15 protein-coding genes are annotated in these 15,187 nt (G+C 66.8%); 14 read left to right on the top strand and 1 reads right to left on the bottom strand.

Features of this window, described 5'->3' with window-relative positions; genetic code table 11:
* The first annotated feature begins 4 nt into the window (after positions 1 to 4).
* The gene (locus Q0Z44_RS03575) at positions 5 to 418 is read left to right on the top strand and encodes a signal peptide prediction (RefSeq protein ID WP_298010436.1); all 414 of its coding nucleotides are present in this window, start codon (positions 5 to 7) and stop codon (positions 416 to 418) included.
* A gap of 35 nt (positions 419 to 453) precedes the next feature.
* Positions 454 to 624 carry a hypothetical protein gene (locus tag Q0Z44_RS03570; protein WP_298010431.1) on the top strand — a complete coding sequence of 57 codons (171 nt, stop codon included), beginning with the start codon at positions 454 to 456 and terminating at the stop codon, positions 622 to 624.
* A 92-nt stretch (positions 625 to 716) separates the two neighbouring features.
* Here the strand turns inward: Q0Z44_RS03570 and Q0Z44_RS03565 are convergent, their stop codons facing one another.
* Positions 717 to 1,916, bottom strand: a complete 1,200-nt coding sequence (locus Q0Z44_RS03565; protein WP_298010428.1) for an amino acid aminotransferase — start codon at positions 1,914 to 1,916, stop codon at positions 717 to 719.
* Between the two features lie 208 nt (positions 1,917 to 2,124).
* Between Q0Z44_RS03565 and uvrB the strand changes: the two genes are divergently transcribed.
* From uvrB to Q0Z44_RS03505, 12 genes are all read left to right on the top strand, one after another.
* Complete coding sequence (gene uvrB / locus Q0Z44_RS03560; RefSeq protein ID WP_298010425.1) at positions 2,125 to 4,188, top strand: excinuclease ABC subunit UvrB; 2,064 nt, start codon at positions 2,125 to 2,127, stop codon at positions 4,186 to 4,188.
* 109 nt (positions 4,189 to 4,297) lie between these two features.
* A complete protein-coding gene (locus tag Q0Z44_RS03555) occupies positions 4,298 to 6,523 on the top strand; it encodes a PhoX family phosphatase (protein ID WP_298010422.1) in 2,226 nt (741 codons plus the stop codon).
* A gap of 65 nt (positions 6,524 to 6,588) precedes the next feature.
* Positions 6,589 to 7,002 (top strand): DUF2946 family protein, encoded by a 414-nt coding sequence (locus Q0Z44_RS03550; RefSeq protein WP_298010419.1) that lies wholly within the window; start codon positions 6,589 to 6,591, stop codon positions 7,000 to 7,002.
* Positions 7,003 to 7,146: 144 nt separating this feature from the next.
* Positions 7,147 to 9,207 (top strand): TonB-dependent receptor, encoded by a 2,061-nt coding sequence (locus tag Q0Z44_RS03545; RefSeq protein WP_298010416.1) that lies wholly within the window; start codon positions 7,147 to 7,149, stop codon positions 9,205 to 9,207.
* Positions 9,208 to 9,260: 53 nt separating this feature from the next.
* Positions 9,261 to 10,379, top strand: a complete 1,119-nt coding sequence (locus tag Q0Z44_RS03540) for a PepSY-associated TM helix domain-containing protein (protein WP_298010411.1) — start codon at positions 9,261 to 9,263, stop codon at positions 10,377 to 10,379.
* Positions 10,380 to 10,469: 90 nt separating this feature from the next.
* Positions 10,470 to 10,727: a hypothetical protein gene (locus Q0Z44_RS03535; protein WP_109035144.1), complete on the top strand. Its 258-nt coding sequence runs from the start codon at positions 10,470 to 10,472 to the stop codon at positions 10,725 to 10,727.
* Positions 10,728 to 10,997: 270 nt separating this feature from the next.
* On the top strand, positions 10,998 to 11,531 hold the full coding sequence (gene iscR, locus Q0Z44_RS03530; protein ID WP_109035146.1) for a Fe-S cluster assembly transcriptional regulator IscR: 534 nt from the start codon (positions 10,998 to 11,000) through the stop codon (positions 11,529 to 11,531).
* 154 nt (positions 11,532 to 11,685) lie between these two features.
* Positions 11,686 to 12,906: an IscS subfamily cysteine desulfurase gene (locus Q0Z44_RS03525; RefSeq protein ID WP_298010405.1), complete on the top strand. Its 1,221-nt coding sequence runs from the start codon at positions 11,686 to 11,688 to the stop codon at positions 12,904 to 12,906.
* An 18-nt stretch (positions 12,907 to 12,924) separates the two neighbouring features.
* Positions 12,925 to 13,311 (top strand): Fe-S cluster assembly scaffold IscU, encoded by a 387-nt coding sequence (iscU, locus tag Q0Z44_RS03520; RefSeq protein WP_109035149.1) that lies wholly within the window; start codon positions 12,925 to 12,927, stop codon positions 13,309 to 13,311.
* A 76-nt stretch (positions 13,312 to 13,387) separates the two neighbouring features.
* On the top strand, positions 13,388 to 13,711 hold the full coding sequence (iscA, locus tag Q0Z44_RS03515; protein ID WP_298010602.1) for an iron-sulfur cluster assembly protein IscA: 324 nt from the start codon (positions 13,388 to 13,390) through the stop codon (positions 13,709 to 13,711).
* A gap of 136 nt (positions 13,712 to 13,847) precedes the next feature.
* A complete protein-coding gene (gene hscB / locus Q0Z44_RS03510) occupies positions 13,848 to 14,372 on the top strand; it encodes a Fe-S protein assembly co-chaperone HscB (protein WP_298010399.1) in 525 nt (174 codons plus the stop codon).
* 22 nt (positions 14,373 to 14,394) lie between these two features.
* Positions 14,395 to 15,187: Hsp70 family protein (locus Q0Z44_RS03505; RefSeq protein WP_298010394.1), on the top strand; the 793-nt coding region annotated here is incomplete at its 3' end.

Raw genomic sequence — 15,187 nt, 5'->3', positions numbered from 1 at the left:
CCCCATGCGCCTGCTTGCCTACCTCTGGGCCCTGCCGACCACCCTGGTGGGCGCGGTGGTGGCGCTTGTCTGCGTGGCGTTTGGCGCCCGCGTGCAATGGGTGCAGGGCGCTTGTGAGGTGCATGGTGGCCGGCTCGGGCGTTTTGTGGCCCGCGCGCCGGCGCCGTTCAGCTTCAGCGCGATCACGCTGGGCCACGTCATCCTGGGCGTCAGTGCCGCCGAACTGCGCCGCGTGCGCCGCCACGAGCATGTTCACGTGCGCCAGGCCGAGGTGTGGGGGCCGTTCTTCCTGCCGGCCTATGTGCTGGCCAGCCTGTGGCAGTGGCTGCGTGGCCGGCGCATGTACCTCGACAACCCCTTCGAGCGGCAGGCCTACCGGGCAGAAAGCCGCCCGGACAGAAAAGATGCATCGCTTTAGAATCCGGCGATCGCAGCCCCCCATCGCCTCTCGTCATGAAGTACGCCAGCATCGTTTTCGCCCTGTGTGCCGCCGTGGTCGCCCTGAACGGCTGTGCCGTCTATACGCCGAACGCAGCGGTCGTCGTCGACCCCCGTGGGGTCGTGGTGCCCGCAGGGCAGGGGCAGCATTGCCCACCGGGGCAGGCCAAGAAGGGCAACTGCTGAGCAGGCGCTCGGCAAGCCAACAAAAAGGGCTCCCGCGGGAGCCCTTTGTCTTGCTGTGAAGGCAGCCTCGTCAGGCCGCCCCGTTAGCCGATTTACATCACGGCCTTGATGGCGGCGGCCACGGCCTTGATGTTGCCGGTGTTCAGCGCGGCCACGCAGATGCGGCCCGAATCGACACCGTAGATGCCGAATTCGGAACGCAGGCGCTGCATCTGGGCGGCGTTCAGGCCGGAGTAGCTGAACATGCCCTTCTGGCGGGTGATGTAGCTCAGGTCGCCCTGCACGCCAGCGGCGGTCAGTTCGTTGACCAGGGCGGTGCGCATCAGCTTGATGCGGTCGCGCATGCCGGCCAGCTCGTCTTCCCACATGGCGCGCAGCTCGGGCGTGCTCAGCACGGTGGCCACCACCTGGGCGCCGTGCGTGGGCGGGTTCGAGTAGTTGGTGCGGATCACGCGCTTGAGCTGGCTCAGCACGCGGGCGCACTCTTCGGCGGTTTCGCTCACGATGCTCAGGGCGCCCACGCGCTCGCCGTACAGCGAGAAGCTCTTCGAGAACGAGGTGGACACGAAGAAGCTCAGGCCGGCTTCCAGGAACTTCAGGACCACGGCGCCGTCTTCGGCGATGCCGTTGCCGAAGCCCTGGTAGGCCATGTCGAGGAAGGCGACCAGGCCCTGGGCCTTGACCACGTTGATGACTTCGTCCCACTGGGCGTCGGTCAGGTCGTAGCCGGTCGGGTTGTGGCAGCAGGCGTGCAGCACGACGATGGTGCCGGCGGGCGAAGCCTTCAGCTTGGCCAGCATGCCTTCGAAGTTGATGCCGCGGTTGGCTGCGTCGTAGTACGGGTAGGTGTCAACCGGGAAGCCGGCCGATTCGAACAGGGCGCGGTGGTTTTCCCAGCTCGGGTCCGAGATCAGGACGGTGGCATTGGGTTGCAGGCGCTTGAGGAAGTCGGCGCCCAGCTTCAGGCCGCCCGTGCCGCCGATGGCCTGGGCCGTGGCGATACGGCCGCCCTTGACGGCGGGGTGCTCGGCACCGAAGACCAGGCCTTGCACGGCCTTGTCGTAGGCGGCAATGCCGTCGATGGGCAGGTAGCCACGGGGCTTCAGGGTCTCGGACATCTGCTTTTCAGCAGCGGCCACGCACTTCAGCAGGGGCAGCTTGCCCTGATCGTCCGTGTAGACGCCCACGCCCAGGTTCACCTTGTTGGGGTTGGTGTCGGCATTGAATTGTTCGTTGAGGCCCAGGATGGGGTCACGGGGAGCCATTTCAACGGAAGCGAACAACGAGGCCATGCAAGCAGTCTCCGGTCGGTTGCGGTAATCTGAAGGGTCTTGTCCCGAGGCTTGTGGCCACCTCTGTAACGAAAGAGGAATCGGGCAAACCCTTTATTTTATTCCCACTGTGGCCCTCATGTCAGAACCAAGTCAACGCGAAGCCCGCACACGGGGTGCGGAATCCACGGCGCAGGGGGATGAGACGGGGGCACCGGCGGGGCAGTTCGTGTCCTTCCCCGACTCGCCCTTCGAGCTGTTCCAGCCCTATCCACCGGCGGGCGACCAGCCCACGGCCATCGCACAGCTGGTGGAAGGCGTGGAAGACGGACTGAGCTACCAGACGCTGCTGGGGGTGACGGGTTCGGGCAAGACCTTCACCATGGCCAACGTGATTGCCCGTGTGGGGCGGCCGGCCATCGTGTTCGCGCCCAACAAGACGCTGGCGGCGCAGCTGTATGCCGAGTTCCGCGAGTTCTTTCCGAAGAACGCGGTCGAGTATTTCGTCAGCTACTACGACTACTACCAGCCCGAAGCCTACGTGCCGCAGCGCGACCTTTTCATCGAGAAGGACAGCGCCATCAACGAGGCCATCGAGCAGATGCGGCTGAGCGCCACCAAGAGCCTGCTGGAGCGGCGCGACGTGGTGATCGTGGCCACCGTGTCGGCCATCTACGGCATCGGCAAGCCCGAGGACTACACGCAGATGCGGTTCATCGTGCGGGTGGGGGACAAGATGGACCAGCGGGACGTGATCGCCCAGCTGATCCGCATGCAGTACAAGCGCAACGACATGGACTTTACGCGCGGCACCTTCCGCGTGCGGGGCGACACGATCGACATCTTCCCGGCCGAACACAGCGAGCTGGCGCTGCGTGTGGAGTTGTTCGACGACGAGGTGGATGCACTGTCGCTGCTCGACCCGCTGACGGGCAAGATCCGCCAGAAGATCCCGCGCTTCGTGGTCTACCCCTCCAGCCACTACGTGACGCCGCGCGAGCAGGTGCTCAATGCCATTGAGGGCATCAAGCACGAGCTGAACACCCGCGTGAAGGAGTTCGTGGCCGCCGGCAAGCTGGTAGAGGCGCAACGGATCGAGCAGCGCACCCGCTTTGACCTCGAAATGTTGCAGGAGGTCGGCCATTGCAAGGGCATCGAGAACTACACGCGGCACCTGTCGGGCGCCAAGCCGGGTGATCCGCCGCCCACGCTGGTCGACTACATGCCCAGCGATTCGCTGATGTTCCTGGACGAGAGCCACGTGATGATCGGCCAGCTGGGCGGCATGTACAACGGCGACCGCGCGCGCAAGACCACGCTGGTGGAGTTCGGCTTCCGCCTGCCTTCGGCGCTCGACAACCGCCCGCTGAAGTTCGAGGAGTTCGAGCGCAAGATGCGGCAGGTGGTGTTCGTGTCGGCCACGCCGGGCGATTGGGAGAAGGCGCACACCGGCAATGTGGTCGAGCAGGTGGTGCGGCCCACCGGCCTGCTCGACCCGATTGTGGAAGTGCGCCCGGCCACGCACCAGGTGGACGACGTGCTGCAGGAAATCCGCATCCGCGTCGAGAAGAACGAGCGCGTGCTGATCACCACGCTGACCAAGCGCATGGCCGAGCAGCTGACCGACTACCTGACCGAGAACGGCGTGAAGGTGCGCTACCTGCACTCCGACATCGACACGGTCGAGCGCGTCGAGATCCTGCGCGACCTGCGCCTGGGCACCTTTGACGTGCTGGTGGGCATCAACCTGCTGCGCGAGGGGCTCGATATCCCCGAGGTGTCGCTGGTGGCCATTCTGGATGCCGACAAGGAAGGCTTCCTGCGGGCCGAGCGCAGCCTGATCCAGACCATCGGTCGGGCCGCGCGCAACCAGAACGGCATGGCCATCCTGTACGCCGACAAGATCACCGAGTCGATGCGCAAGGCCATTGGCGAGACCGAGCGGCGCCGTGCCAAGCAGATCGCGCACAACGAAGCGCTGGGCATCACGCCGCGCACCGTGAACAAGAAGGTCAAGGAGCTGATCGACGGCGTGATGTCCAACGCGGCCAAGGACGACCTGCGCGCGGCCGAGGCGCTGGCCAAGTCGATGGAAGGCGCGGGCGCCCTGTCGGAGAAGGACCTGGGCAAGCGCATCAAGCAGCTGGAAAAGGACATGCTGGAAGCAGCCCGGAATCTGGAGTTCGAAAAGGCCGCGCGCCTGCGCGATCAGCTGGCCTTGCTGAAAGAGCAGGCGTTTGGCGCCCCGGGCGGCGACCACATCGTGCCCATTCAGGCAGCCAAACGGGCGTGATCTGTCCGGAAGACGGGGCTGTCTCGGTGGTGTCATGAAACCATCACCGAGGTGTCACCCATGTGTGGTTACTAATCTGCGGGCTCCTCACCGCAGTAACCACGCAGTCATGAACAAACGAACCGACCTGTCCGTCCCCGATTTCGACAACGAAGATTCCAACACCACGAACAACCCGACGTTCGATGCCGTGCTTCAGGCGCGCCTGAGCCGCCGCAGCATCCTGCGTGGCAGCCTGGGCACCGCGATGACGGCGGCCTTCGGTGGCCTGTCGCTCACCGCGTGCGGTGGCGGTGGGGGCGATGACACCCCGGCGACGACCGCGCCGGCCGGCTCCACGGAACGCCTGCTGGCTTTCGGTGCTGTGGCCAAGACGCTGGCCGACACCGTGACCGTGCCGGCCGGCTACACCGCCACCGTGGTGCTGGCCACGGGCGACCGCCTGTTCTCGGATGTGCCCGCCTACACCGACGACGGCCTGAACACCCGTTACGACCGCCGCAGCGGCGACTGCCACGACGGCATGGACTACTTTGGCCTGTCGGCCACCGGCACGCCGGACGCCAACAGCAGCGACCGTTGCCTGCTGGGCATGAACCACGAGTACATCACCCCGCTGTTCCTGCACGCCAACGGGCCGACCGCTGGCGCGAACCGCGTGGCTTCTGAAGTCGACATCGAGGTCGACGCCCATGGCGTGGCCATCACCGAGTTCAAGAAGACCAATGGCAAGTTCGCCCTGGTGCTGGATTCGGCCTTCAACCGCCGCATCACCGGCCTGACCGAGATCGAGATCGCCGGCCCGGCCCGTGGCAACGCCAAGCTGGTGACGAAGTTCTCGGCCGACGGCACCAAGACCCGTGGCACGCTGAACAACTGCGGCACCGGCAAGACCCCGTGGGGCACGCTGCTGACCGGTGAAGAGAACTGGGCGGGCTACTTCAAGCGCACCGCGGGCGACGCCACCAACCGCGCCACGGTGCTGGGCGCAGACGCCAACGTGGCACTCAACCGCTATGGCCGTGGCGAAGGTGCCAGCCGCTACAACTGGGAGACCGCTGGCTCGGACGACAAGTACGCGCGCTGGGACATGACGCTGAACCCGGCCGCGGCGGCCGATGGCAGCGAAGACTACCGCTTCGAGATCAACGGTCAGGGCTACATGACCGAAATCGATCCGTACAGCGCCACCTCGGTGATTAAGAAGCGCACCGCCCTGGGCCGCTTCGCCCACGAAAGCGCAGCCTTCTCCAACCCGGTGGTGGGCAAGCCGCTGGCCGTCTACATGGGCGACGATTCGCGTGGCGAGTATGTCTACAAGTTCGTGAGCACGGCCACCTGGTCTGCTGCCGATGCCAACCCCGCCAACCGCGTGGCCACCGGCGACAAGTACCTGGACAGCGGCAAGCTGTACGTCGCCAAGTTCAACAGCGATGGTTCGGGCGACTGGGTCGAGCTGAGCCTGAACAACCCGACCGTGGCCGGCTACACCACCTACGTCTTCGATGACGAGGGCGATGTCGCCATCCACAGCCGCCTGGCAGCCGATGCCGTGGGCGCGACCAAGATGGACCGCCCCGAATGGTGTGGCACCCACCCGACCACGGGCGAGGTGTACTTCACCATGACGAACAACAGCAACCGCCGTGTCAGCCCCACCGGCAGCCAGCTGGGTGTGGACGCCGCCAACCCTCGCGGCTACACCGACATCAAGGGCGTGAGCACCACCCAGTCGGGCAACGTCAACGGCCACATCGTGCGCATCAAGGAAGCCGGCGGCGAGCCGGGCGCGCTCACCTTCACGTGGGACGTGTACCTGTTCGGTGCCGAATCGGCCGCTTCGCCCACGCTGATCAACCTGTCGAGCCTGACCGACGACCAGGACTTCTCCAGCCCGGACGGCCTGGTGTTCAGCAAGGCCACCGGTATCTGCTGGATCCAGACCGACGACGGCGCCTACACCGACGTCACGAACTGCATGATGCTGGCGGGCGTGCCGGGCACGGTAGGTGACGGCAGCAACGTGACGCTGAACTACGGCGCGACCTCCGTCACGACCAAGGTGGGCAAGAAGCCGACCGAGTCGACGTTGAAGCGCTTCCTGGTGGGGCCGTCGCAGTGCGAGATCACCGGCCTGGCTGAAACGCCGGACGGCAAGGTGATGTTCATCAACGTGCAGCACCCGGGCGAAGACACCACCGACGTGAACAACCGCAGCACCTACGGCAGCCACTGGCCCGGCAACTCGGGTTACGGCGCAGGTGGCAACACGGCGCGTCCGCGTTCGGCCACGGTGATGATCACCAAGGACGACGGCGGCCGCATCGGCAGCTGAGCCACGCGGTTAGCGTCTTGAGCGAAGAGGGCAGTGGGTGGGCGTGAGCCCGCTACACTGCCCTCATGCGTTTGGCCCCGCCTTCATCACCGCTGCGTCGCGCCCGCTGGCTCGCCCCGCTGGTGCTGGCCTGGGTGTGCGTGGCCGTGCTCGCCCCCACGCTGACGCGGCTGCTGCAGTCGGCGGCCGGTGTGCCTGTGTGGCAGGTGGTGTGTGGCAGCAGCGAAGCCCACCAGTCGGTGCGCCTGATGCGGGTCGATGGGGGCGGCGACGAATCCCGTGCGGCCCTCTATGCGGCCCAGGACGATTGCCCGCTGTGCGGGCTCCAGCACGCGGGGTGGGCCCCGCCGCCCGCGGTGCCCCGGGTTCCGGTGTGGCTCGGTTCGGGCGGGCACCTGCCTGCCTTGTTCCTTCAGGCGCCGCGGCCGCTGTTCGCGTGGGCCGCGCCCTGGTCCACAGGCCCACCCTTGCAAGCCTGATGTGCGCCGCCCCGGGCGCGGGTGCCTGGGCGCTGGCGTCTGCTCGCCGTCATGCCGGCTGTTGCCGACTGCATGACCGCGCTCGACGCGACCGCCGGCCCACGAGGCCGCCCCCGGTCCGTGGCCATTCAGCTTGCTACCACCATGTCCATTGCCTCTTGCCGCATCACGGCCCTGTGGGCCGCCGCGCTGCTCTCCATCCAGCCCATTCGGGCGTCTGCCGCCGACCCGGCAACGCCTTCCTCGCCTTCTGCCGACCTGGCCCCGGGTGACGCCGGCTCGCTCACCCTGGGCCAAGTCGGCGTCACGGCCAGCCGACCCAGTCTGCTGGCCAGCCGGCGACTGGCCGCGTCGGTCGACCTCGTCAACGCCGACGTGATCCAGGCGCGCAGCGTCGACCAGTCATGGGAGTTGTTCAGCGCCGTGCCGGGCGTCATGCTCACCGAGTTCCGTCAGGGCACCACGTCCGGCAAGCCCTCCTTCCGCGGCTTCAACGGCGAAGGCAACATCAATGCCGTCAAGCTGCTGATCGATGGCATTCCGTCCAACAGCAACGACGGCAACATGCCGTATCTGGACATGGTGTCGCCGCTGGAGATCGAGCGCATCGAGGTGGTGCGCGGCACGAACGATCCCCGCTGGGGGCTGCATGCCATCGCCGGCCATGCGCAGGTCATCACGCGGCAGGGGGGCAACGACGGCGCGGCCCGTGTCAGCGTCGGGCAGTTCGGTGCCGGCGAGGTGCAGGTTGCCAAGGCCTTGCAGACCGATACCGGCTGGCAGCAGAACTACTTTCTCGGAGTACGCCGCAGTGCGGGCTACCGCGACCACGCAGAGAGCGACAAGCGCACCTTTGCAGGGAAGTGGTTCTACGAGCCGCAAGGCCTCGGTTGGCGGGCTGGGCTGGTGGCACGCAGCCATGAGGCCCATGCCGACGAGCCCGGATACCTGACGCGGGCGCAGCGCCTTGCCGACCGCCGGCAATCGGCCGCATGGAACGCCACCGATGACGACCTGCGGCGCATGAACCAGCTGAGCCTGCACGCAGAAGGAGAGGGCGCGGGCGGTGTCACCTGGTCGGCACGCGCCTGGCGCAACGAACTCGACGATCGCCGCTACGTGACCTTCTCGGGCAGCGTGAGCCAGCAGGAAAGGCGGGTGCAGGAAACCCACCGCGGCATGCTGGGCAGCGTCACATGGCGGGTTCACCCCCTGCTGCAGCTTGAGGCCGGGGTGCAGCGTGAGTGGCAGGACAACGCCAGCCTGCGCTACCTCACCGCAAGCCAGCAGCGCCAGAGCCAGACGCGCGATCAGGCCTTCGCGCTCGACAACACCGGGGCATATGTCCAGGCCGTGATCAAACCTCATCCGGCATGGACCGTCTTGCCAGCCTGGCGAGTCGATCGCTTCTCAGGCAGCCTGCGCGATGGCCTGAACGGCCGCACGCTGGGCATCAACGACTACGGCAACATCCGGCAGCCCAAACTGAGCGTGGTCTATGCGCCCGTGAAGGCGCACAGCGTGTATGCCAACTGGGGTCGCACTTTCCAGATCGGCGTGGGCGCCGCGAGCTACCTTGTGCCCCCGCGCACGACGGACCTCGCGCCCTCGATCAACGAAGGGTGGGAGCTGGGCTGGAAGTTCCGCGTGGCCGACTGGCTGGAGGGGCGCCTGGCAAGCTGGACGCAGATCGCCTCGGACGAGGTCTATCGCCGCTTGAACGACCCTTCCAACGACTCCGCCAACCTGGGCCGCACGCGGCGCGACGGTCAGGACCTGCAGCTCAACGCCCGTTTGCAGGAGCGCCTCAGTGCCTGGGCCAGCCTGACGCTGCAGCGCGCCCGCATCGTCGACCCGGACCCCTCCGCGCCCCTGACCCGCGGCAAGGAGGTGGACCACGTGCCCCATGCGCTGGCAGCGCTGGGCTTGCGCTGGCAGCCGCGCGATGACTGGGAAGGCACACTGGCTGCCCGGGCACAGAGCAGCTACCACCTGGAACAGAGCAACAGCCACGGCCGATATGGCCAGTTCGTGGTGGCCGACCTGCAGGTGCGTCATCGCTGGTCACCCACGCTCACCCTGGATCTGCAGGTGAAGAACCTGTTCGATCGTCGGCATGAATACGTGTGGTGGGACGGCAGCCAGAGCTTGCATGCGCCGGCCGATGGCCGGGCCGTGACGCTGGCCGCGCAACTGGGCTTCTGACCATGCACGGGATGCGCAAAGGTGCGCCTGGCAATCGGGCGCGGGGGCGGTGGATGCAGATCCATCGCTGGCTGGGGCTGGCCTTGCTGGTGTTCTGGGTGCTGATGGGCTTGAGCGGCAGCGTGCTCGTGGTGTACCGCGAGCTGCTCAACGCAGGTCGACCGGTGCCGGCAGCGCACGGGCAGCCCGCACCCGTCGATCTCGACGCCGTGCTGACGACGCTGCACGCCAGCGAGCCCACGCGCGATGGCCCCTGGCGCATCGAGTTGCCGCTGAATGCGGGCGACCCCGTGGTGGTCCGCTACCTGCACCCCGCTGAAACCCGCGGCCAGAGCTTCGCGCCGCGCATGGTTTGGCTGGACACCGCCGGGCAGCGCGTGCACCACACCGCCTTCTGGGGCCAGGAGCCGTGGACCTGGCTCTACGACCTGCACTACAGCCTGCTGCTCGACACGCCGGGGCGGCATGCCGTCGGTGTGCTCGGCGTGCTCATGACGGTGTCGCTGGTGAGCGGGCTGGTGCTGTGGTGGCCCCGCTCGGGGCGATGGGCCCAGGCGTGGTCGTTCAAGCGCGATGCCGCTCCGGAGCGCCGCGTGTACGACCTGCACAAGCTGGCGGGGGCCGGCGGGGCCGTGCTGTTGCTGATGCTGTGCCTGACCGGGGTGCTGTTGACCTGGCAGCGTCAGATCACGCCCTGGCTGAACCACGTGTCGCCGGTGTTCCAGCCGCCGCCGGTGCAGGTCAGCGGTCTGCCGGTGATGGCGCTGACGCAGGCGGTGAACGTGGCGCAAGGCATCTTTCCCGGCGCGCAGCCCCGCTGGGTCGAGTCGGCACCCCGCGCGGGCGGGCTGTTGCGGGTGCAGTTGTGGCAGGCGGGCGAGCCCAGCCGGCGGTTTCCGCGCACCCAGGTATGGCTGGATGCGGCCACCGGCGAGGTCATCGGCGTGCGAGACGGCTTGAGCGCCGGTGCTGCCGACACGTTGTTTGCCTGGCTCCACCCCCTGCACAACGGCGAAGTGGCCGGCTGGCCGGGGCGCATCCTCATCCTGCTCAGCGGGGTGCTGCCGCTGTTGCTCGGCGTGACAGGATTCTGGCGGTGGCGGCACAAACGCCGTGCCGCGGGCGTGCAGGCAGCGCGGCGCGTACATGGCCGCACTGCGCACACTGACTGACGTTGTGCAGGCCCGCACGCGGGCGTACAGTCGTCCTCCGGTCATGGCCCGTCGCGGTGGTGGGCCAGCCGTTCAGGCAGGAGTTCCATCATGGACAAGCAACTGCATCGCCTGGACACCCTGTGTGCCCGCGACCCGCAAGGACGTCTGCACACTGTGCACGCCTTTGAACACCTCGTCAGACTGCCGGTTGGCTCCGACCCGTTCGGGCAATGGGAGCCGACCGGGCTGGTCGAGTTCCGGCTCGCCAACGGAGAGCGGCTCGACATGCCCGAAGAGGGCGTGTTTGTGGCGCCCGGCCGCGACCTGCGTCTGACGCGCGTCGAGCGCGCACAGCAGGCGGCCTGACCTCGGCTGACGACTTCACCCTCGGGATCGCCATTTGCTGGCATGCAGGGGGGGCCTGACGCGACCATTGAGTCAGGCTATCGGCGCAATCGACATCAATTGCAGGGGTAACCCCGCATGTGTAGTTGACAAAAACAGTGGGGATCTCTATAATCGAGCTAATCACTCGGAAATAGGGTTATCCGGAACTGGCAGTGATCCTGCTGGGTCGCACGACGGTCACCTGGGCGTCTCCCGCGCCTTTCCGAGTTCCTGACCAAGGAGTTAGCCATGCGTTTGACGACCAAAGGCCGTTTTGCGGTCACCGCGATGATTGACCTGGCCCTGCGCGAGCACACCGGCCCGGTGGCCCTGGCGGCCATCAGCCAGCGCCAGCAGATTTCGCTGTCCTACCTCGAGCAACTGTTCGGCAAGCTGCGCCGCCATGAACTGGTGGAAAGCACGCGGGGCCCCGGCGGCGGCTATTCGCTGGGCCGCAAGGCCGAAGACATCACCGTGGCCGACATCATCGTCGCGGTTGACGAGCCCATCGACGCCACCGGTTGTGGCGGCAAGGAAAACTGCATGGGCGACGACGGCGGCCGCTGCATGACGCACGACCTCTGGACGGCGCTCAACAACAAGATGATCGAATACCTCGACTCGATCAGCCTGAAGAAGCTGGTGGAAGACCAGATTGCCAAGGGTGTGTCGGTCGAAGCCCAGCCCATCAAGCGCGCGATTTCCACGCAGCCGGTGGTCAAACCGATCAAGGTCACCGCCCCGAATTCCGTTTTTGCGCTCGGAGCGGCCCTCACAAAATGAGGGCCTTGGCCGCCGCCGGTGCCTGCCGGCGGACGCCAGACGCGATAATCGAACGTTTTACGCTGCCCCACAGCCCACAAGAAGAACCAGCGACGTGTGCGCCGTCGGCCGATGGCCGCAGGTGCCCTGGCGCCAGCCTGTTTGAGTCCCCATCATGGACATGACCCCGCACTTCCCGATCTACATGGACTACGGCGCGACGACCCCGGTCGACCCGCGCGTGGTGGACGCCATGATTCCCTGGCTGCGTGAGCACTTCGGCAATCCGGCGTCCCGCACCCACGCCTACGGCTGGGAAGCGGAAGAGGCCGTCGAGAAGGCCCGCGTCCAGGTGGCCGACCTGATCGGTGCCGACCCGCGCGAGATTGTCTGGACTTCGGGTGCCACCGAGTCGAACAACCTGGCCATCAAGGGCGCCGCGCACTTCTACAAGACCCGCGGCAAGCACATCATCACGGTCAAGACCGAGCACAAGGCCGTGCTCGACACCGTGCGTGAACTCGAGCGCCAGGGTTTCGAAGCCACCTACCTCGACGTCAAGGAAGACGGCCTGCTGGACTTCGACGTGCTGAAGGCCGCCATCCGCCCGGACACCATCCTCATCTCGGTGATGATGGTCAACAACGAGATCGGCGTGATCCAGGACATCCCGGCCATCGGCGCGCTGTGTCGTGAGAAGGGCATCGTCTTCCACGTGGACGCCGCCCAGGCCACCGGCAAGGTCGAGATCGACCTCAACACCCTGCCGGTCGATCTGATGAGCCTGGCTTCGCACAAGACCTACGGCCCCAAGGGCATCGGTGCGCTGTACGTGCGCCGCAAGCCGCGCATCCGCATCGAAGCGCAGATGCACGGCGGCGGCCACGAGCGTGGCATGCGCTCGGGCACCCTGCCCACGCACCAGATCGTCGGCATGGGCGAAGCCTTCCGCATCGCAAAGGAAGAAATGCAGGCCGAGAACGCCCGCGTGCTGGCCCTGCGCCAGCGCCTGTGGAATGGCCTGCAGGAAATCGAGCAGATCTTCCTGAATGGCGACCTCGAGCGCCGTGTGCCCCACAACCTCAATGTCTCGTTCAACTTCGTCGAAGGCGAGTCGCTGATCATGGGCATCAAGGGCATCGCCGTGTCGTCGGGCTCGGCCTGTACCTCGGCCAGCCTCGAGCCCAGCTATGTGCTGCGCGCCCTGGGCCGCAGCGACGAGCTGGCCCACAGTTCCCTGCGCATGACCATCGGCCGCTTCACCACCGAAGAAGAAATCGACTTCGTGGTGACGACCCTGAAGGAGCGCGTCGCCAAGCTGCGCGAGCTCTCGCCCCTGTGGGACATGTACAAGGATGGCATCGACCTGAACACCATTCAGTGGTCGGCGCACTGATCGAACCGGAGTATCACCATGGCATACAGCGACAAGGTCATTGACCACTACGAAAACCCCCGCAACGTGGGCTCGTTCGACAAGGGCGACGAGTCGGTCGGCACCGGCATGGTCGGCGCCCCGGCCTGCGGCGACGTGATGAAGCTGCAGATCAAGGTCAACCCGTCCACCGGCGTGATCGAAGACGCCCGTTTCAAGACCTACGGCTGCGGTTCGGCCATCGCGTCGAGCTCGCTGGTCACCGAATGGGTGCGCGGCAAGACGCTGGACGAGGCGCTCGAGATCAAGAACACCGCCATCGCGGAAGAGCTGGCCTTGCCTCCGGTCAAGATCCACTGCTCCATCCTGGCGGAAGATGCGATCAAAGCCGCCGTCAACGACTACAAGGCCAAGAATGCAGGCTGACACTGCCACCGCTGCTTCGTGCACCAGTGGCCCGGGCAACGGGCCGCTCGCCGAGATCGCCCCGGTCTCCGAGACCATGTCCGTCGGTCTCACCGAGGCGGCCGCACGCCACATCACCCGCTACATTGCCCGCCGCGGCAAGGGCGTGGGCGTGCGCCTGGGCGTCAAGACCACCGGCTGCTCGGGTCTGGCCTACAAGATCGAGTTCGCCGACGAGGTGAACCCGGAAGACCAGGTGTTCGAGCAACTGGGCGTCAAGATCATCGTCGACCCCAAGAGCCTGCCCTACATCGACGGCACGCAGCTCGACTTCGTGCGCGAGGGCCTGAACGAAGGCTTCAAGTTCAACAACCCCAACGAGCGCGATCGTTGCGGCTGCGGGGAGTCCTTCCGCATCTGAGGTGAGGGCATCCGGGCTCCCCGTGCGCGCGTGGCGCCGGGATGGCCCGCCCGCACCGGCAAGGCAGTGCCTTGCGTCGGATGAAGCCCCACCCTGTGGTGGGGTTTCGCTTTTTCGACCGGACAGGTTTGTGGCCATGAACATCGACGCCGACGACTTCACCCTCCTGGGCCTGCACAAGGCCTTTCAGCTCGACCGGGCGCAACTCGATGCTGCCTGGAAAGCCCTGCAGGCGCAGGTGCACCCCGACCGCTTTGCGGCCGATGGCGCCGCGTCGCAGCGCATCGCCATGCAGTGGGCGGTGCGCGTGAACGAGGCCCACCAGCGTTTGAAGGACCCGCTCAAGCGGGCGGCCTATCTGTGCGAGCTTGCCGGCGTGCCGGTGCAGTCCGAGAGCAACACGGCCATGCCGGGCGACTTCCTCATGCAGCAGATGCAGTGGCGCGAAGCGCTGGAAGAGGCCGACAACGTCGACGCCGTGCAGACGCTGGCCGACGAGGTGTCGGCTCAGCGCAAGGCGCGTCTGGCCCGCGTCACCCAACTGCTCGATGTCGACGGCAACCCCGCCCAGGCTGCTCAGGAAGTGCGCGCCCTCATGTTCATCGACCGTCTGACCGACGAGATCGACGCCCGCCTCGAACGTTACGAAGACGGTGCGTGAGCACCGCAACCGCCTCATCCCCATGGCCCTGCTGCAAATCTCCGAACCCGGACAATCGCCCGACCCCCACCAGCGCCGCATCGCGGTGGGCATCGACCTGGGCACCACCCACTCGCTCGTGGCCGCCGTGCGCCACGGCTCGGCCGAGTGCCTGCCCGATGAACAGGGCCGCGTGATCCTGCCCTCGGCGGTGCGTTATTTCACCGACCCGGCCAACGGCCAGGTGCGCCGCCAGATCGGCTTCGACGCGCTGCACGCGCAGGCCGAAGACCCGGTGAACACGGTGGTGTCGGTCAAGCGCTTCATGGGCCGCAAGCTGGCCGACCTGGGCGACACCAGCCGCCTGCCGTACCAGCTGGAAGACGCACCCGGCATGGTGCACGTGAACACGGTGGCCGGCAGCAAGAGCCCGGTCGAGGTCTCCGCCGAAATTCTGGCCAGCCTGCGCCAGCGTGCCGAAGACACCTTCAACGACGACCTGTTCGGCGCGGTCATCACCGTGCCAGCCTACTTCGACGACGCCCAGCGCCAGGCCACCAAGGACGCCGCGCAGATGGCCGGCATCAACGTGCTGCGCCTGCTCAACGAGCCCACGGCCGCCGCCATCGCCTATGGCCTGGACAACAGCGCCGAAGGGCTCTACGCGATCTACGACCTGGGCGGCGGCACCTTCGACATCTCGCTGCTGCAACTCAGCCGCGGCGTGTTCGAGGTGGTGGCCACCGGCGGCGATTCGGCCCTGGGCGGTGACGACATCGACCATGTGCTGGCCGACCATGCGCTGGCCCAGGCGCAGATGCAGGCGGTGACGCCAC

The sequence above is a fragment of the uncultured Aquabacterium sp. genome (genome assembly GCF_947366995.1).
In the GTDB taxonomy this organism is placed as follows: domain Bacteria; phylum Pseudomonadota; class Gammaproteobacteria; order Burkholderiales; family Burkholderiaceae_C; genus Aquabacterium.
This window is presented reverse-complemented; position numbering and strand designations above follow the sequence as displayed.